Consider the following 19989-nt stretch of genomic DNA (forward strand, 5'->3'; position numbering starts at 1 on the left):
ATGAATAAAACGGATTTAAACGTTTTGGCATGAATGTCATGTATTTGGATTGAAACTATTATTTTTCGGGAACTATTTTTATTTTTAATTGCCTTGGTCATATTTTCAGATATCGCCTGAAAAACTCGGTTTGCCGGTACGGACAATTAGTAAACGCGGACTGAACACCTCGTTGCCTTGATGCTTACATCCCGTTTCTATTGACCTCATCTTTTATGAGTGTCCTTATTGATGTCTCTTTTTGAGTGTGATTTCGAGCTTAGATGCGTTCAGCTCTTATTCATTGGCGCGTAGCTGCCCTGCGGTGCCTTGTCAGACAACAGGTAGACCAGTGGCGCCGTTGCTCTGTTCCTCTCGTACTAAAAGCAACTTACCCTCAGACATCGGGCACTTCCGGTAGATAGTAACCAACCTGTCTCACGACGGTCTAAACCCAGCTCACGATCTCCTTTAATAGGCGAACAACCTCACCCTTGGCTGCTGCTGCACAGCCAGGATGGAAAGAACCGACATCGAAGTAGCAAGCTGCCGGGTCGATATGTACTCTTGCCGGCAACGACACAATTATCCCCAGGGTAACTTTTCTGTAGTTTTTGGCCCGCACCAAGCGGGCTCAAAAGTTCGCTAGAACCGACTTTCGTCTCGTCATTCCTTGTTGTGCGGAATAACGTCAGGCTGACTTATGCTCTTGCACTCTTCAGTGAGTTTCCGACCCACTTGAGTCAACCATTGCGCACCCTCGATATCTTTTCAAGGGCGTCCCGCCCCAGGCAAACTGCCCACCAATCGGGGTCCTCTCGTAAGAGAGTGAGAATCGTAATTCCAAAAGGGTAGTGTCCCACTTTCGGCTCCACGTATGCTGGCGCACACGCTTCGACGCCTCCTACCTACACTGTACATTCGAAATCACAATTCAGCGACAGGCTGCAGTAAAGCTCCATGGGGTCTTCACTTCCCCCCGGAAGTCTCATGACTGTGCACATGAAAGTAAGCTTCACCGGATTCCGGTTTGGGACAGTAGAGCTCTCATTGATCCATTCATGCAAGTCGCCAATTAAGCGACAAGGTACTACGCTACCTTAAGAGGGTCATAGTTACCCCCGCTGTTTACAGGCCCTTCGTTCCGTTGAACCGGAGGTTGAGGTACCTGCACTGAGCAGGATTCAGAGATCGTACTCACCCTTACGGGTTTGCGATCTCCTATGTTGATATTAGACAGTTGGAGCTCCCTGGTCACTGCGACCTGCTGTCTTCACAGCAGGCACTCCTTCTCCCGAAGTTACGGAGCTAATTTGCCGAATTCCCTAAACCGAATTACTCCGTCACGCCTAAGCCTTTTCAGCTAGGGGCACCTGTGTCAGATCTTGGTACGGTCATTTGACACCCTTTTCACGGGCTCATGGGTGCAGCCGGCTTTCGCCATAACATATTCGCTCACTTCTCGCCATGACGGCTCTCCATAAGTTTAGATGATTAGACGGCGCGACAACGCCGCCCGGCCTGCCCTTAAGCGTCAGGATATATTTGTCAAAGGTACAGGAATATTAACCTGTTTCCCAATTCGATGCACTCGTGTTACGGTGCACCTTAGGACCGACTAACCCTCGGCTGATGATCATTGCCGAGGAAACCTGGCCCCTTCGGCGGTCAAGATTTTCACTTGACTATGCTGCTACTATTACCAGGATTTTCGTTTGCGAACGGTCCACGGGACCTCACGGCCCCGCTTCTGCCCGAACGCAACGCCCTCCTACAAGATTACCTAAACGGTACTCCATGGTATCGGTGGTCGGCTTAAGCCCCGTCAATTTTCGGGGCCCCAAACCTCGACTGGTGATCTGTTACGAACTCTTTAAAGGGTAGCTGCTTCTAAGCTAACCTTCCAGCTGTTTTGGGCTTGGGACGCCCTTTAGTGTTTACACTGAGCCGACACTTCGGGACCTTAACCATGGGCAGGGTTGTCTCCCTTACGCACTACAAGCTTACCCCAGCAGTGCGGACTCCGACCGTCTACGGTGTGGGTGGGTTTGGAGTTTGACAGGGGAGCGAAGAATTTCTTCCCCGGATTCCCCAATCAGTGCTCTACTCCACCAACGACCTCAGGTCAGGTCATGCTGCGACATGTTTCGGAGGGAACCAGCGGATGCCGGGCTAGATTAGCATTTCACTCCGAGACGTGGGTCACGTGAATGATTTGCAGATCAATACCACTTGCGGTCCTCCACGCGGCTTTCGCTACGCTTCAACCTGCCCACGCCTAGATCGCCCGGCTTCGGGTCTTATCCCGGTGACTCCGCGCACTTGTATACGCCGTGCCTCATCTTACGATTGCGCACATGTTGCTTTCGCTTTGGCTTCTTAAACAAATTAATTAGCCGTCGCCACCAAGATAAACTCCCTGGCCCGTTCTTCAAAACGTAAGATATGACGCCGGCAGTCTTGCACGTACTAAAGCCTCACGGCTTCCTCCTTCGCAAGAAAGATCCTTTCACGCCATATCGTTCCATAGCCAACAGGTTTCAGGCACTTTTTACCTCCCTTCTCGGGGTACTTTTCAGCGTTCGGTCACCCTACTAATTCGCTATCGGACTCAAGAGGTATTTAGTTTTGGAGATTGGTGTCCCCCATATTCGCGCGAGATTTCCGACCCACGCTACTCAGGAACAGGCCTTTTTCCTTTTATTCGACGCCGACGTGACTATCACACTCTATGGTCTGCCGTTTCAGGCAAGTTTGGCTGAATAACATTGGAAAAATAAGGCCGTCCGTAAACCACATCTCCGTCTTATTCCTAAAACGGATTCAGTTTGAACTCTGCCGGTTTCAATCGCCTTTACTAACGGCATCTCTTGTTGATTTCTCTTCCTGCCCCTACTAAGATGTTTCAATTCGGGGCGTTCCCGACCATGACTGGTCAATACTGATGTATTGGGATTCCCATTCGGAAATCTCAGGTTCATCGGCTCCTTGCGCCTACCCTGAGCTTTTCGCAGCTTGGCACGTCCTTCATCAGCCCTTGAGCCCAGCCATCCACCTGTTGGCGTTACACCAAACAAACCGACTTTTTCAGTAGGCGTCTGATATAACCAAGTTTAATTCTTTAAAACAAAACCATCACAAATTTTAAAATTTGGTCAGAATTTTATTCAAAGATTTTTCCCGGACAATTTCTCTCATTTTTTGTCAGCATTGAACAAAAAGGGCTCTCAAATTTATTTTAAAAAATCAAAGAACCACGAAAAATTGTCGTTTATGTCTCAATCCTTTACATGACTTCACGCGAAAAGCAATTGGCTTTTGTGCCTTTCATCCGTCCTTCCCCCGCGAAATTTCACGGGGTGCATTTTAACTTTATCAGAGGAATCGAACCTCTAAAACCGAATTTTTAATTTTAAGAAACATAGGTCATGTTTTTTAAAACATATTTTAAAACGGTTTTTCCTTTTTTGGAATTTTATTTCCGATTCATTATTTTGGAATTTTATTTCCGATTCATTATTTTGGAATTTTATTTCCGATTCATTATTTTGGAATTTTATTTCCGATTTATTATTTTGGAATTTTATTTCCGGTTTTAACCCGAAAAAATGGACTTGCGGGGATTTGAACCCCGGGCCTCACCCATGCGAAGGGTGCAATCTTCCAGCTGATCTACAAGCCCCTGTTGATTTTTGCGGGCTTTTGACCCATTTTTGGGGGGCTTAGACCCGCTTTTTTTCGAGTAATTGGAGTAATTTTATTTTTTGTGACCTGATGTTTTTTCGGCATCTGACGGTGTTTTTGTTCTTAGGAGGTGATCCAGCCGCAGATTCCCCTACGGCTACCTTGTTACGACTTAACCCCCCTTGCAAAATTCAGGTTCGAATACGGCACAAATGTCCATACCCTCACCCATACCTCACTCGGGTGGTTTGACGGGCGGTGTGTGCAAGGAGCAGGGACGTATTCACCGCGCTATGTTGAAACGCGATTACTACGGATTCCAGCTTCACGAGGGTGGGTTTCAACCCTCGATCCGAACTAAGAACGGGTTTATGAGATTAACATCCCCTTTCGGGGTAGTGGCCCATTGTCCCGTCCATTGTAGCCCGCGTGTAGCCCAAGAGATTCGGGGCATACTGATCTACCGTAGCCCGCACCTTCCTCCGGTTTAGCACCGGCGGTCCCTACAGAGTCCCCGGCCATCCGAAGATGCCGCTGGTAACTGTAGGCACGGGTCTCGCTCGTTGCCTGACTTAACAGGATGCTTCACAGTACGAACTGGCGACGACCATGCACCTCCTCTCAGCGATTCAGGTAAAGTCTTCAGCTTGACCTACATATTGCTGTCTCTCCTGGTGAGTTTTCCGGCGTTGAGTCCAATTAAACCGCAGGCTCCACCCGTTGTGGTGCTCCCCCGCCAATTTCTTTAAGTTTCAGCCTTGCGGCCGTACTTCCCAGGTGGTTCGCTTCACGGCTTCCCTTCGGCACCAGACATAGTCACGCCATGCCTGACACCTAGCGAACATCGTTTACGGCTGGGACTACCCGGGTATCTAATCCGGTTCGTGCCCCCAGCTTTCGTCCCTCACCGTCGGACTCGTTTTGGTAAGGCGCCTTCGCCACAGGTGGTCCCACAAGGATTACAAGATTTCACTCCTACCCCTGTAGTACCCCTTACCTCCCCCGATCCCGAGTCCGGAAGTATCCGCTGATAGCCCGAATGTTGAGCATTCGGATTTCCCAACGGACTGTCCGGACAGGCTACGGACCCTTTAGACCCAATAAAAGCGGCTACCACTCGGGCCACCGGTATTACCGCGGCGGCTGGCACCGGTCTTGCCCGGCCCTTGCTAACACTTACGACTTAAGTAAGTGGACAGCCCGCATTTGATGCGAGCACTCGGTGTCTCCTTATCACAGTTTCCTGCATTGTAAAGTTTTCGCGCCTGCTGCGCCCCGTAGGGCCTGGATTCATGTCTCAGAATCCATCTCCGGGCTCTTGCTCTCACAACCCGTACCCGTTGTCGGCTAGCGGGTACGTTACACCCGCTACAACCTGATAGGCCGCAGACCCATCCTCAGACGAAATTCTTTCACCCTCAAAGCAGTTCCAGCAAATGAGGGTTATCCGGAATTATCCTCAGTTTCCCGAGGTTATGCCGGATCTGAGGGCAGGTTATCCACGTGTTACTGAGCATTACGCCATGTCTTGCGACATTTGACTCGCATGGCTTAGTCAAACACCGATAGCAGTAACCTCCGGCAGAATCAACCGGAATTATTACGGCAATCAATTTATTTTGCCTGCACAAGCTTTTATTTTAATTTTAGTTTTTGGGAAAAACAAAACGAAATTGGTCAAGAGAAAACAACCAAAAACAAGTTGAGCTTTTTTGCTGTCATTTTGTCAAATACTTTCTCAAGCGGTTGCTTGAAATCAAATTTTTCAAAATGCAAAAAACTCCCTTCTTTTTAAGATTTGCATTCACTTGCAGTACACATTTTGTTGATGTTTTTCGATTTCACACTTTTCGCGTGGTTAAGAATTTTATTTTCAAAAACCACCGTCAGAGTTTACCGAAACATCAGGTCACATATCAGTCACGGAAAAAACTCCGGACCTCATTATTAATTGGATAATTGTTATTTCCATGCTTTGCGATTTTGCTTCGCAAAATCTCGCAACGCAAGAGATACTTCAAAGAGCTTTGTGATATTTAAAGGTTTTCACCCAAGATCTAATGAAGGAAATAAATCGTAAAGATCATTGAAATTTTTCGCAATTTTTCGCAAATTTCTGACATGATCTATTTTATTTCAAAACTTCAAACTAAGATTTATGTTTCATCAAACCCGTAATTTGAAGGGATTCTCAAAAGATACCGAAAATATATAACCGTTTTGATACGGAGAAAGAAAAGCATGAAACTTGAGAATAAACAAACATCGTTTCCGGATCAGTCCACCGACCATATTTAGGATCAGAATCCGGACCACGTTTGCCATGTTTGCAGCGAGATTTTGGATCAGAATCCAGACCATGTTTGCCATGTTTGCAGCGAGATTTTGGATCAAAATCCGGACCACATTTGCCATGTTTGTAGTGAAATTTTGGATCAGACTCGGGTTTCGGACCAAATTCTCTACCGGCACATGGAAAAAACCGGAGATGATTTGTCCATACTCGGGTACGGTTGCATGCGTTTTCCTCAAAAAAATAATAAAATTGATGTGGAACGGACAAAAAAACAAATTCTTTTCGCCATCGAAAACGGAATCAACTATTTGGATACCGCCTACATCTATTCCGGCAGCGAAACCGTTCTTGGAAAAATTCTGGCTGGTGGCTACAGAGACCGGGTAAAATTGGCTACAAAAATGCCGATTCCAACCATATTAAGCCGAGCCGATATGGAAATTGTTTTTCAAACTCAACTTGAGCGGTTGCAAACCAATCGCATTGATTACTATTTGATTCACAACATTATCCATTTTGAAGAATGGGAGCGGTTAAAGCAAATCGGAATTTTAGAATTTATCCGGAAGAAAAAAGAAAACAAACAAATCATAAATATCGGATTCTCCTTTCATGGAAATTTACAAACTTTCAAGCAAATCATTGACGATTATGAGTGGGATTTTTGCCAAATTCAATACAATTATTTGGATGAAAATTTTCAAGCCGGAACGGCCGGACTCGAATACGCCGCATCCAAAGGATTGGGGATTGTTGTCATGGAACCGCTGCGCGGCGGAACTCTGGCAGAGGGATTTGCACCGGAAATTCAAAGAATCCTAGATGATTTTGAAATTAAAAGAAGTCCGGCCGAATGGGGTCTTCGCTTTGTTTGGAATCGGCCCGAAGTTTCCGTCGTTTTATCCGGGATGAATGAAGAAGCCCATATTTTAGAAAACATTCGGATTGCATCAAATGCCCGGCCAAATACGCTGACCGCCGAAGAATTAAAAATGATATCTTCCGTCAAAGACAAAATCCGAGAAAAAATAAAAGTCGAATGCACCGGCTGCTCTTACTGCATGCCGTGTCCGTTTGGCGTAGATATTCCGCAATGTTTCGCGTATTACAATAACGCCTACATGTATGGCGGAATCACCCCAAAAATCGCCTACCTGATGGGAACCGGCGGATACGAAATGCCGCCGTCCAAAGCATCTTTGTGCCAAGAGTGTGGCATTTGCGAAACAAAATGTCCGCAAAACATCCCGATTCGAAAAGAGCTCAAATCCGTCGCGAAAGAAATGGAAAAATGGCATTGGCGCGGAATTGTCCGCCTGCTCCGGTGGAAAATGTATCGCAAAGGCGGCGGACAAAATTTACGAAATATGAATCGGTAAAAGGAAAAAATAATAAAATGGAGAATTATTTTGACAAAGGATGATTGTAAAAATTAATCAAAACCAATCAAAAAAATAAAAAATAAAACGGCAAAAATTTACTTGCGAAATACTAAATTATAAATACCAAAACCTGTTTTTAAGTTTGATCATTATGACCAATCCAGAAAATATGGGGTGTTGTTTTTTACACGCCTGAACAAAAAAACAGAACAGAAAGTAGAACAGTAACGATTTTTGATACAACACTTCGGGATGGAGAACAAACCCCCGGAGTAACGATTCCGGTTGAGAAAAAAATAGAAATCGCCTATCAACTGGACAAATTGGGCGTCGACGCAATAGAAGCCGGTTTTCCGATCTCTTCTCCGGGAGATAAGGAAGCGGTGAAAAGAATTGCCGGTCTTGGTCTTTCTTCCGATATTTGCGGTCTGGCGCGTTCCGTCAAAAAGGATATCGATGCTTGCATGGATTGCGATGTGGACATGGTCCACGTCTTCATTCCGACATCCGATATCCAACGGGAACATACGATTCGAAAAACACGTGAAGAAACGTTGACTTCCGCCGTGGACATGGTCGAATATATCAAAAGCCATGGATTCAAATGCATGTTTTCGCCGATGGACGCCACCCGGACAGATTTTGATTATTTGGTTCAAATTTCAAAAGCTGTCAAAAACGCCGGATGCGACATTGTGAACATTCCCGACACCGTCGGCGTGATGGTTCCGACCGCCACCTACCGTTTGGTTCGTGATTTGTGCGACCGCGTGGACATGAAATACGATATGCACTGCCATAATGATTTTGGTCTTGCAAACGCGAACAGCATCACCGCCGTTGAAGCCGGCACCTCTCAAGTCCAAGTCACGATCAACGGAATCGGAGAGCGGGCCGGAAATGCATCCTTGGCAGAAGTCGTGATGGCGCTAACATCCATTTATGGTTATAAAACCAACATCAAAACCGAATATTTGACGGAAACGTCCAAAATGGTGGAAAGATATACCGGCGTAAAAATGCCGCCCACCCTTCCGATTGTCGGCGACAATGCGTTCTCTCATGAATCCGGCATTCACACGCAAGGTGTTTTGGAAAAAGCGGCCACGTTTGAGCCCGGAATCATGACGCCGGAAATGGTCGGACAAAAAAGAAGAATCGTTCTTGGAAAACATGCCGGAAAGCATGCCGTCCTCAAATATTTGGAAAACGCCGGCATTTGCCCGACGGAAGAGCAGCTTTTGGAAATTCTCGCAAAAATTAAAGAGATCGGAGACCGCGGAAAAACCGTCACCGACGCTGACCTTTATGTGGTGGCGTCGATCGTTCTTGGAAAGCGCGGAATCGATGAAGCGATTCAACTGAGTGAAGTGTCGGTCATGACCGGAAACCGGGTCACGCCGACTGCCGTCATCCGCGCGAACATCAACGGAAAAGAAATGATTGCCGCCGGAACCGGTGTCGGTCCCGTTGACGCTGCGCTTGGGGCGGTTGAAAAGATTGTAGGGGATTCCAAATTTAAAGTTCAGGACTTTAACATTGAAGCAATTTCCGGCGGCTCCGAATCCTTGGCAAAAGTGACAATCACTCTTGAAAATGAGAAAGGAAGGACGGTCACCGCAAAATCCGCAAACGCCGACATTGTAATGGCGTCGGTGGAGGCGCTTGTCAATGCGATGAACGCGCTTTTTACGATGGATTAAAATAATGTAAATTAAAAATATTTCCGGCAGCAAAAGCCGGAAATGGTTTTTTAAAAAAAATAAAAGTTGCAGAAAAAAGAGAAACCATAAAAGAACTGTGAAAAAACTAAAAAAGGATTGAGGAAAAGGAAAAATTGAAAAGAAGGATTAGATTTCAATTCCGCTTTTTTTCATAAATTTTTCAATCGCATCCGTCACGATTTTTTTCAATTCCTCTGATTCGATACCGGTCGCCGCCGACAATATTTTGAGTTTTGAAACCGGATCTTTTGAATCAGAATCAATGATTTCAAATTGCGGATCCTCTTCCGATGTGGTCAGATTGGTTTTGAAAGTCTTGCCGTTATTTTCCAAAAACAGTTTGATATGACCCAAAAAATTCGGACTTTTTGAAAGAACATTTTTTTGAATTTGAGACATGATGTCCTTGGCAATATTTTCACAATCGGAATCACTCATATTTTGAACATACCGTTGATTTTTAAAAACAAATTCCGCTGAAAATGACCCGACGCCGGAGTCTGCAATGGATTGGGCGGATTTGCGACCGGTGTTGCCGGCACTGTTGCCGATTCCACCAAAATTGTTGTTGCCGATTCCACCAAAATTGTTGTTTCCAATGCTGCCGCCGGCCATGAAAAGATTGCCGTTTTGTCCAAGCAATGCCTTTTCTTTTTGAACGGCATCGGGCTGTTGCCGGGCTTCATCCAATATGTCAATCAAATTCGCCATGCTGTCCGGATTTTTAGAAGATATTCGAATGATTCGTGCATTGGGATTCATTTGCTGAATACCGGATTCAATCACCGGAAGCATGACCGGATCCACCAAATCACATTTGCTGACGGCAATTACTTCCGCATCTTTGAGTTGTCCGGATGCGAAATTTTTGATTTCTTTCATGATTTGTTTAAAACGGCTGCCATCAAAAAGCGTGAGAAGCGGCGCCATAATATATCCGGATTTGAGATTCATCAAATCAATTTCATCCCGGATAAGACCCGGATAAGCAACACCGGTCGACTCAATAATTACAATATCGGGATTAAAATTTTCAATCATGGTCAACAGCGTTGCTCGAAGTGTCATTTTCAAACTGCAACAAATACAGCCGGCCGTAATTTCTTTGGTTTCCAGGCCGAAACGAGAAATGACATCCCCGTCAATTCCGATTTCACCGACTTCATTGACAATGATTCCGACCGATTTTTGAAGGGAAGAATAATACGTTCCGAGTTGGATGACCGTTGTTGTTTTTCCACTTCCCAAAAATCCGCCGATGACAATAATTTTCAAATTTCCACCTCATTCACCCAAAATGGATGAAATTGTTTTGCCGAAATGCCATTAAGTTGTCGATTTATATTGATTTTTATGATGGTTTTGTGCCGGTTTTTATGATGGATTTATTCTTCCGCTTCTGCGGTTTCCGCGCCGGGAATGACATCTTCCACCGACAAACGGTCCCAGCCAAACACTTCCTTGGGCAAAAACCGCGTGCATTTTTTACAGTTGGAGCCGTCGCACAAATCCGACCGGATTCGAATTACATCGCCTTTAAAACTCATGGCATGCGTCGGGCACTCACGAATCTTTTCCTTGCATTCCGGACAATTGTCTATTTTCATGGACAAATACGTACCGGTCTGCTTGATGAGTTCGTAGCCTTCGTCTCCAAAGACCGGAATGTCACGCTCCACCTGTTTGTCCACAACCGAATCCACTGTCGATTCATCAATTTGCGGCAACTCTTTCTTTTTGAGGAACTTTTTCAGCATCTTAAAGTCCATGCCTTCGCCCCAGTAAGCCAGTTCCAAAATATACGCCTCCTTAAAAGCCGGATCGGTTGCAAACATAACATGCGTTCCGACAATCTGCGTCGCGATTTTTTGAAGTTCTTTGAGGCGAACGTCTGACAACAAAATTTCACGCGCCATTTTGAGCGATGTGTTGCCGATTTGCGTAATGTAGGACGCGTTGTAGGGGTTCATCCCGATTTTTTGCGCTTTTTTCGCGTTCATGTAGGTGCCGGCCGCACCCGACATGTGGGAAATTTTGAGATCCGCCATTTCTACACCGGCCGCTTTACACAAGGTGATGTGTCCGGCACGAAGAGCACCGATTGCGTTTCCGGCTTCCCGGACATCGTGTTCGGAAAAAGTAATGCCATCTTGCAAATGAATCAGTTCGTCTGACGTGAGAATTTTTGGAAGCTTAATGACTCCGTTTCTCATGCCTTCTTCCAAAAGAGAAATGACACCCGTTCCGGTAATCGCTTTGGCGCGAATGGGACCTTTTTCCACAACCGACCCATCTTTGGGGTTGACAAGGTCTCCTTTAATTGTTTTCATTTCCTGGTCCAAGATGTAGCAGCGCAAATTATCTCCTTCAAATTCGACATCGCAAATCACATAAGGAGACGCAAGCGCACCACAACTGATTTCTTGACCTTCCAGTGCAGGACCGGCGGCAGCCGACCCTGTATAAATCACACCGTTTGCTTTGAGCGCCATTTCCGCGTTTGTTCCAAAATCCGTTGCAATCGCAAGCTCATCACTATCAAGCATTCCGGAATTGACAATCAGCGCCAGCGCATCGGCTCCGATTTCGTGTTTAATGGCCGGCGGAATGACCACCGCGCATTTTGGAAAAATTTCAAGACCCGCCACTTCGGAACTTTTCAAAATAACAGATTCCCTCTTTTGTTCCTGAATATTAAGCTTTTCCCGCTTGCGCTCTCCCGCATAAGCCAAATCATCAATCGGAATTCCCTGAAAAAGAGAGAGTTGAATCGGGTTTCCACAAACGGAAAGGCGTTCCAGTTCATCCGGATTGACACCCAACCGGTCAATAATCACCAAAATCGCATTGATCACCAAGCGATGGGCTTTATCCAGACCGTAATTAATGGCAAAATCCATGTGGTCCATCACATTGGCACCGGGAAGCGGATTTCGCATAGTAACCACGGTTTTTCTGATTTCACCGGTATCCAAATCCACCTTTTGCGCCCGAAAGCCGCTCGTTCCAAGATCAATGGCAACTCCTGTTTTCATAATCATTCACTCCACACATTCTGAATTTTTACCTTTTGACCACATTTCACACACAAGATTCAAAAGGTTTACATTACTTATATTGCAATGATTTATGTAAATAGCTTACCTATTCAAAAATTACAACAAAATGATTTTTAAAAATCATATTTGAATATTATGAACAGATTACACACTTATTAGAAATTATTCCTATTAATATTTGCCTTCCCAAAAGAAAAATTCAGATAAATACAAGAAAAATACAAAAAAGGAAAAGCCAAAAAAAAGAGGAGAACCTTAATAACCATTTAAATTAAATCCATGCAACAGATTCATATAAAAATTATTAAATAAAAGTTTAAAATTTCAAGCAGATAAAAATAATATCCAAATGAAGAAAATAATATTTAATGAGCAAAAACGATCCAGTGAACAAAAACGATCCAGTGAACAAAAATAAAATTCAGACAATACAAAACATATTTTGACTGAAAAAAACGAATAATACAGGAAAGTTACGGATAACCAATGAAATTTCTAATTTTTAGAGAGGAAGAAGATGAATTCATTAATTGATACGGTTTTTTTTTCGGAAAAAAGAAAAGCTGTTCTTCTTTTGCTTTTAGAATCTGAAACGCTTTCTCTTGATGAAATAAAATCAAGGCTTAATGAGACATCTGTTTCCATTTTACCTCAAATTAAAATTTTAATTGACCGAAAACTTGTCACCTTAGAAGAGGGAAAATACCGGTTGACCATGCTGGGGAAAATTATTACGGGAAACGTGTCACCGTTTGTGAAAAATGTATCCGTTTTTGAAAAAAATACATCTTTTTGGAGCGAGCACGATTTAACATCCATTCCCGAAAAATTATTAAAAAGAATCGGAGATATCGGCGAATTTGAAATTATTGACGTCGATTTGCGATCTGTTTACTATGACCCAAATCCGGTGATGAAAGATTTTATCAAAAACGCCCGCTATATCAATACTTTTATTACATACTATGCTCCCGAATATGTCAGTACATATTACGAGCGCCTCTTGAGTGGCATTCCGATATCTGTGATTACCACCAATTATCTTATGGAAATGGCTTTAAAATATCGAAATAAAATCAATGATCTGCTCCGGCTGGACAATGCTGAGCTTTACATATGCTCTGCCGATACGAAAATCGCAGAAGTCACGATCACCGATAAAGTTCTTATTTTATTTTTATACTCCGCCTCCGGAAATTTAAATTACTCCTATCTGATAAGCCAAGAGCCGAGTGCGGTTTTGTGGGGAGAAGAACTTTTTGAATACCTAAAAAGCCGCTCCGGCCGCAAAAAAGAGATTTAAAAAAACGGACACGAAGAGAAGGGCGCGAAGAGAAGACCATGAATGCAATGGGCAGGAGGGAATGAACATGAAGGATGAATCACTCACAGATACTCTTTTTTTGTCGGAAAAAAGACGTCAAATATTGCTCTATTTGATTTCCGGTCCCAAAACCATTGAGGAAATCAAAGAGAATCTTCATTCAAAATCGAGCCCGATTATGGTTCAGATTCGAATTTTGATACGTTCTCATCTTGTTATGGAAAAAAACGGCATGTATGAGCTGACCGGTCTTGGAAAAAGCACGGTTTTTGAAATGGTCTCCATTTTAGATATGTTTTCCGTTTTTGACAGCTGTCCGGATTATTGGACCGATGTGGATTTGGAAGCATTTCCGACGCATCTACTCAACCGGATTGGAGAATTGGGACAAATGGATTTGTATGTCCCGGACCGCGCTCACATATTCGATTGCTCCCGGCAGGTTTTTGAAGAACTCAAAGATGCTGGATCCGTGATTGAAATTTCATCCATTTTCAGAAAAACGTATGTCAAAGACTATGTTTCCGTTGCCGAGAAGGGATTTAACGTGACGTTTGTTTTGTCCAACGAAGTTTTGGAACGGATTGAAAACGAATTTCCGGAAATTTATTACCGGTACATGCGGTTGGACAACGTCCGGTTTTTCATTGCGCCGGAAATGAAAATGGCCTCCTGCCTGATTACGGATAAATTTGTTTCCTTGTCTTTGCTTACAAAAGACGGAAAATTTTTCAATCATGATTTGGTCAGCCGAAACAAAAACGCAATCAATTGGGGAATTGATTTATTTTATCACTACCGGGCACTTTCAAAAATCCATCAGCTGCAAGAATAAGAGTTTTATTTTGTGAGGGGTGTTTTTTTGCCGTCATCACACGTTATAGCATCAGATTATTAATTTGACCAACAGACCCGACTGCCGTTTTTATTTTTGTCTTTAGCTTTTTGTCTTTTACTTTTTGTCTTTTGCTTTTTGTCTTTTGCTTTTTGTCTTTTGCTTTTTGTCTTTTACTTTGTGTTTTGTTGTTTCGCTGATTTTTTTATATTAAAAAAGAAATTTTAAAGGATATGTTTTTAATTTTTTAAACATATTTTATATAAATAGTGAGACATTGAAAAGTCGACCACATTCTACAAATACCATTTGTCGTCTATAAAGGCGCACTGTTATTGAAATGATTCCATCCTTATGAATTATTTTATTTCATGAAAGGCTCCGAATTTCACAAAAAATTCGAGAGCGAACGTATTAATTTAAGAGACATAAAAAAACAAGATCAGATTTGGGAGAAATGAAAATGCCGAATGATAAAAAATTGCCCTATTTTGAAATCGGAGAAGCTTTAATCGGAACCGGCCCGGAAGTCGCTCACGTTGATTTAATGATCGGAGTAAAGAATGGTCCCGTCGGCCAGGCTTTCGCTTCCGGGTTGACACAATTGTCCGCCGGCCACACCCCTCTTTTATCCGTCATCCGTCCGAACTTGCCGGCCAAACCGTCGACTTTGATTGTTCCAAAAGTGACACTCAAAAAAGGAGCGGACACCGCGAAAATTTTCGGACCGGCTCAAACCGCCGTCGCAAAAGCCGTTGCGGATGCCGTTGAAGAAGGAACCATTCCCAAAGACATTGCCGACGAGATCGTTATTGTTGTCAGCGTATTTATCGCGCCCGATGCTGAAGATTTCGGAAAAATCTATCGGTTCAATTACGGCGCCACCAAGTTGGCATTGAAAAGAGCGATGGAAAAATTCCCAAACATCGACACCGTTCTTGAAGAAAACAACAAATCCACCCATGCCATTATGGGATTCAAAGTTTCACGGCTCTGGAACCCGCCCTATCTTCAAGTTGCTTTTGATACGACCAGCCTTGATTTTGTCTTAGAAGCCGTCAAAATTTTGCCACAAAACGACCATTTATTAATCGAAGCGGGAACGCCGCTCATCAAACGCTTTGGAACCGATGTGATTTCTAAAATTCGGGAAGTGCGTCCGGATGCGTTCATTGTCGCCGACTTAAAAACATTGGATACCGGCAACTTGGAAGCCCGGATGGTTGCCGATGCGGCCGGAGACGCTGTTGTCGTATCTGCGCTCGCGCCGGTTTCGACTATTGTCAAAGCCATTCAAGAAGCTCACAAAACCGGAATTTACGCCATTGTTGACACGTTGAATTTAGCCGATCCGGTTCCGCTGATCAAAGAATTGGTCAAGCAAAATGCGATTCCGGACGTTGTGGAACTCCACCGCGGCATTGATGTCGAAACCACGGAATACTCTTGGGGAAGCATCCCGGACATTAAAAAGATCTCACCCAAGACTTACATTGCCGTTGCCGGCGGTGTAAAATTGGATACGGTCCCCATCGCGTTAAAAGCCAAAGCCGATATTTTAGTAGTCGGTCGGGCAATTACAGGATCAAAAGATCTGCGCGCAACCGCCGAACAATTTATTTCCCGCATCGGAAACCCGGAAATCGACCAATTCAGAATTATGACCGATTTCTGATTTTTAAAAATATTTTTTAAATAAAAACGAGATTCGTCTCGTTTTTTTTATATTTCTGCTTTCGTATTTCTGTTCTGCTTTCGTATTTCTATTTCTTGTTGGAGAATATTGTGTCGCCGCCTGCGCACGTTACGGCAACAATTTTTTAAAAAATCCAATAACATCATCCGCCGTTTTTATTATTTTTTAAATTCAAAGTTTGCTGCATTTGTTTGCTGTTTTGCGGTTGCTGCTCTTGCCACCATCTGCATGGGTTACGGCAACAATTTTTAAAATTCAAAGATAACAAAACCATCCGGCGGTGCTATTATTTTTTAATTTTAAAGATTGTTGCATTCGTTTTTAATTCATCTTTGAATTTTGCCGGAGTGAAAGCATTCCGTATTTTTTAGAAATGAAACATAATATCTGATTTTTGGTTACAATGGTTTTAGAATATTGTAATAATATTGTAATTTTTTGTTGGTTTTTTCATATTAAATCCGATTTTGAATATGCTAAAGAGATATTTAAAATCACATACGGTGACAATTTGATATATAAATTTGTCCCATATTTTTTAAAAAAAATAGGGATGCAGGGGGGTTTTAATTATATTTTAATATAAAATGAATAATATATTTAATTTTTTGACGAAGAAATATGAGTTTCATCTAAAAATAGTGTGTCAAGATATCAAAAATTTTGATGGCATTTTCACTTTGAAAAAAGCCAAAAAAACAGAATTAAAAAACATTTAATAATTTATATTTTATAAAACAAGATGAAACGATTGAAAATAAAGATAGTTTGTTTTATTTTATTTTATTTTTTGAGTGGAACATAAAAATTGATTTTAAAAAAATAACTGCGGTTAATGTATATACCTCAATTTGAGATGTTTGAGTGTAAGAAAAAACCGGATAATAAGCAAATTTCAGAAAAATTAATTTTTCGGGAAAATGAAAACAACCGTTTCTCGAAAAACACATCTGTTTTTTGTTTGGTTTTGGTTTTTTCTGAAATGAATGTGGTTTTAGAAATTGCAGAGATTTTACAGATCCAAAAACATCGACGAATAACCGATTAAAATGATTTTTGATGACGGGTTAAAGTAAAGGCATGATTGAAAAGGCCAATTCCCCAACAAATGGTCTTTTCGTGTGTGTGGCAAAATGGAAACCTGAATTAAAAATCAAGTTGACAAATCAACAAATTGAGGATAAAATCCGAAAAACACGACTTCTAAGGATCATAAAAACCTGAAAAAGGAAAGAAAATCCAAACGGATCACGAACAAAATCCAAATCGGATTGCGAACAAAATCCAAACCGGATTGCGAACAAAATCCAAACCGGATTGCGAATAAGATGAATCCAAAAAATCGTGTTGCAACGGAAAAAAAATGAATCAATTTTGATGAATTACCAACATTTTTGGTTGTTCGATGCCGGAACTGTTTTTTCTGTAAATTTACAAACGGAGGATTAAATATGTTAGACCTTAAAAAAGAAGACATCGCAACGATTCTTACCAGATACAATGTTGCCATGGAAAAATCCATGACACCGGATGAGGCGGCAGAACAGCTTTATCCGAAAGATGCACTTTACAAAGCCGTCGCAAAGGCAATTTATGAAGGCGAAGAGGATGATGTGATTGCCGCTCTTGACGCCTGCTTAAAAGCCGGAAAAACTCCAATTAAACTCATCGACGAAGCCCTCCTTCCGGGAATGGCGGTCGTGTCCAAACTTTATGACCAAGGAATTATCTTCCTTCCCAATGTCATGATGTCGGCCGACGCTATGCTTGAAGGAATAGACTATTGTAAATCCAAAACCAAAGAAATTCCGAAATCTAAGGGAACTGTCGTTTGCCACGTGGCGGAAGGAGACGTTCACGACATCGGCAAAAACATCGTCGCCGCCCTCCTTCGTGCGGACGGATTCGACGTTGTGGACTTAGGCCGTGATGTGCCGGTGGATGAAGTGGTGGCCGCAGTCGCCAAAGCAAAACCGGTGATGGTGACTGGAACCGCACTTATGACAACCACCATGTACGCGTTTAAAGAAGTGAACGACAAAATGGTTGAAAAAGGATTAAAAATCCCGTTCGCCTGTGGCGGCGGTGCCGTCAATCAAGAATTCGTCGAAAGCTACAGCCTGGGTGTGTATGGTGAAGAGGCTTCGGAAGCAGCCCTATTTGCAAACTACATCTTAAAGAACGGAGCGAACATCGAAAAGATGAGAAACGAGTTCCACTACCCCTAAGGAGGCAAAGAATATGGCAATCAACAGATACACAAAAATGGCATACACCAGTGCCGACGAAATGGTTTTCGGACACGCAAAATTCCCCGTGAAGGCAGGATTAGGACTTGAAATCGGTGCCGGATATACAATCCCGGAATTAAACTATGCGCCAAGACCGCAAGCCGGTGTTTCCAAAGAAGCACTCGTTAAAGAATACGAAAGAATTACAAAAGACGCCATGGCCAGAATTGTTCAAATCGGTGCCCCGGCCGTCTGTTTAGAAACAGAACACGTCCAACAGATGTCCAACAACCCGTCTTGGGGAGCCGCTGTTGCGCACGCCCAAAAAACAATCTTAGAAGAATACCATGAAGAATACGGCGTGAAATGCGGTCTGAGACACACCATCGGTGACATTCGAGAAGACAGAGACTATCTCGCCCTGCGTGGAAAAAAGAACGACATCATGCTTGAAGCATTCGATCAGTGTGCTGCACAAGGTGCCGACCTCTTATCCATCGAATCCATGGGTGGAAAGGAAGTTTTCGACTATGCCATCATCCGTGATGACATCGCGGGAGTTCTTTTCGGTATCGGTGTCCTTGGAACAAGTGACATGGACTTTGTTTGGCAAAACATTGTCGACATCGCCAAAAAGAGAAAAGTCGTTGCTGCCGGTGACACGGACTGTGCCGAAGCCAACACCGCCATGTTCATTGCAGGCGGTCTCTTGGACAAGAACTTAGCCCACACCACCGCCATCGTCGCCCGGTGTATTTCCGCTGCAAGAACTCTTGCTGCCTATGAAGCCGGCGCAACCGGACCTGGAAAAGACTGTGGTTATGAAAACACAATCGTCAAATCCATTTCCGGTGTCCCGATCACCCAAGAAGGAAAATCTTCGACCTGTGCTCACTCCGACGTCATGGGCAACTTAACCATGCAGTGCTGTGACATGTGGTCCAACGAATCGGTCGAATACCACGGTGAATTCGGTGGTACAACCGTTCAGGTTTGGGTGGAAAGTTTGGCCTATGACTGTTCTTTGATGAACACGGCCATTAAGACCGGAAACCAAAAGATCCTCCGTGACCTTTTGACCCTCTCTGACAAATACAGAGACCCGCAAGGCTATGTCCTCGCCTACGACAATGCTTACAGAGTCGGAGAAGCCATCGCAAAGAACGGAAAAGACACCTACCTCCGGTCCAAAGCCGCTGCAGAAGAATGCTGCAAGATTTTGGATGAAGGTATCAAGGGCGGAAAATTGAAATTGACGAAGTTTGAAACCAACGCTTTGAACGCCGTTAAGAAAGATTTGGCCGCACTCCCAACCGAGAAAGCCAAATTCGTGGACCAATGTATGACAAAGTACAAAGCAGAAGTGCCGGTCTTTAAGACTGAAAACTATGTTTTGTAAACAGTATTTTGGAAATATTTTTTCGGTAAATAACATCAAATAAACATCAATAACATCAATTTAAAAGAGAAATTGGGTTAAATAATAGCGGGGAATTCCCCCTCCCCGTTTTTATTAACCCTATCTTTTAAAACCTGACTCATTTTCCGGTTTTCGGACACGAAAAAAACGTCCGGAAAAACTCAAACCTCTTTGAATTGAAAAATTTTCAAATTAAAAAAACATTTGAAAAATAACTCAAATCCTTTTTTGGTTTTGGGGTTTGTTATTTTTCAATTTTTAAATTTATGCGGTGCGTTATTCCCATCTGCATGTTCGCATCTGCATATTATTTGTTATTGTTGTTGGTTTTTTCATTTTTGTTCTTTTATTTGAAAAAG

Annotated in this window: 9 protein-coding genes, 1 tRNA gene and 2 rRNA genes; 7 read left to right on the forward strand and 5 right to left on the reverse strand. The window is 43.2% G+C overall.

Annotated elements, in window-relative coordinates:
• Positions 1 to 126 precede the first annotated feature (126 nt).
• The 3 genes from MsAm2_RS08000 to MsAm2_RS08010 all read right to left on the reverse strand — a co-directional run bounded on the left by MsAm2_RS08000 (position 127) and on the right by MsAm2_RS08010 (position 5261).
• Positions 127 to 3060 (reverse strand): 23S ribosomal RNA (locus MsAm2_RS08000).
• Between the two features lie 528 nt (positions 3061 to 3588).
• A tRNA-Ala gene (locus MsAm2_RS08005) sits at positions 3589 to 3661 on the reverse strand.
• Between the two features lie 127 nt (positions 3662 to 3788).
• Positions 3789 to 5261: ribosomal RNA gene (locus MsAm2_RS08010) — 16S ribosomal RNA — on the reverse strand.
• The 16S and 23S rRNA genes sit together here with 1 tRNA gene alongside, the layout of an rRNA operon.
• A gap of 742 nt (positions 5262 to 6003) precedes the next feature.
• Here MsAm2_RS08010 and MsAm2_RS08015 point away from each other — a divergent pair.
• Positions 6004 to 7338 carry an aldo/keto reductase gene (locus tag MsAm2_RS08015; protein WP_338097723.1) on the forward strand — a complete coding sequence of 445 codons (1335 nt, stop codon included), beginning with the start codon at positions 6004 to 6006 and terminating at the stop codon, positions 7336 to 7338.
• A 170-nt stretch (positions 7339 to 7508) separates the two neighbouring features.
• On the forward strand, positions 7509 to 9044 hold the full coding sequence (locus MsAm2_RS08020) for a 2-isopropylmalate synthase (protein ID WP_338098529.1): 1536 nt from the start codon (positions 7509 to 7511) through the stop codon (positions 9042 to 9044).
• A 147-nt stretch (positions 9045 to 9191) separates the two neighbouring features.
• Here the strand turns inward: MsAm2_RS08020 and MsAm2_RS08025 are convergent, their stop codons facing one another.
• Together MsAm2_RS08025 and MsAm2_RS08030 are read right to left on the reverse strand one after the other, a co-directional pair.
• On the reverse strand, positions 9192 to 10340 hold the full coding sequence (locus MsAm2_RS08025; RefSeq protein ID WP_338097724.1) for a GTP-binding protein: 1149 nt from the start codon (positions 10338 to 10340) through the stop codon (positions 9192 to 9194).
• Positions 10341 to 10450: 110 nt separating this feature from the next.
• The gene (locus MsAm2_RS08030; protein WP_338097725.1) at positions 10451 to 12100 is read right to left on the reverse strand and encodes a methylamine methyltransferase corrinoid protein reductive activase; all 1650 of its coding nucleotides are present in this window, start codon (positions 12098 to 12100) and stop codon (positions 10451 to 10453) included.
• A gap of 541 nt (positions 12101 to 12641) precedes the next feature.
• Here MsAm2_RS08030 and MsAm2_RS08035 point away from each other — a divergent pair.
• From MsAm2_RS08035 to mtaB, 5 genes are all read left to right on the forward strand, one after another.
• Positions 12642 to 13427, forward strand: a complete 786-nt coding sequence (locus MsAm2_RS08035; RefSeq protein WP_338097726.1) for a helix-turn-helix transcriptional regulator — start codon at positions 12642 to 12644, stop codon at positions 13425 to 13427.
• A 67-nt stretch (positions 13428 to 13494) separates the two neighbouring features.
• The gene (locus MsAm2_RS08040; protein WP_338097727.1) at positions 13495 to 14283 is read left to right on the forward strand and encodes a helix-turn-helix transcriptional regulator; all 789 of its coding nucleotides are present in this window, start codon (positions 13495 to 13497) and stop codon (positions 14281 to 14283) included.
• Positions 14284 to 14746: 463 nt separating this feature from the next.
• Positions 14747 to 15958 carry a bifunctional 5,6,7,8-tetrahydromethanopterin hydro-lyase/3-hexulose-6-phosphate synthase gene (locus MsAm2_RS08045; protein ID WP_338097728.1) on the forward strand — a complete coding sequence of 404 codons (1212 nt, stop codon included), beginning with the start codon at positions 14747 to 14749 and terminating at the stop codon, positions 15956 to 15958.
• A 1472-nt stretch (positions 15959 to 17430) separates the two neighbouring features.
• Complete coding sequence (gene mtaC / locus MsAm2_RS08050; protein ID WP_338097729.1) at positions 17431 to 18207, forward strand: methanol--corrinoid protein MtaC; 777 nt, start codon at positions 17431 to 17433, stop codon at positions 18205 to 18207.
• Positions 18208 to 18220: 13 nt separating this feature from the next.
• Positions 18221 to 19609: a methanol--corrinoid protein co-methyltransferase MtaB gene (mtaB, locus tag MsAm2_RS08055; protein WP_338097730.1), complete on the forward strand. Its 1389-nt coding sequence runs from the start codon at positions 18221 to 18223 to the stop codon at positions 19607 to 19609.
• The last annotated feature ends 380 nt before the right edge of the window (positions 19610 to 19989 follow it).

This window comes from Methanolapillus ohkumae, from assembly GCF_032594355.1.
Classification (GTDB): Archaea; Halobacteriota; Methanosarcinia; order Methanosarcinales; family Methanosarcinaceae; genus Methanolapillus; species Methanolapillus ohkumae.

Coding starts and splice junctions, on each gene's coding strand:
- MsAm2_RS08045 (WP_338097728.1), top strand. CDS start 14,747: ATGCCGAATGATAAAAAATTGCCCTATTTTGAAATCGGAGAAGCTTTA.
- mtaB (WP_338097730.1), top strand. CDS start 18,221: ATGGCAATCAACAGATACACAAAAATGGCATACACCAGTGCCGACGAA.
- mtaC (WP_338097729.1), top strand. CDS start 17,431: ATGTTAGACCTTAAAAAAGAAGACATCGCAACGATTCTTACCAGATAC.
- MsAm2_RS08040 (WP_338097727.1), top strand. CDS start 13,495: ATGAAGGATGAATCACTCACAGATACTCTTTTTTTGTCGGAAAAAAGA.
- MsAm2_RS08030 (WP_338097725.1), bottom strand. CDS start 12,100: ATGAAAACAGGAGTTGCCATTGATCTTGGAACGAGCGGCTTTCGGGCG.
- MsAm2_RS08035 (WP_338097726.1), top strand. CDS start 12,642: ATGAATTCATTAATTGATACGGTTTTTTTTTCGGAAAAAAGAAAAGCT.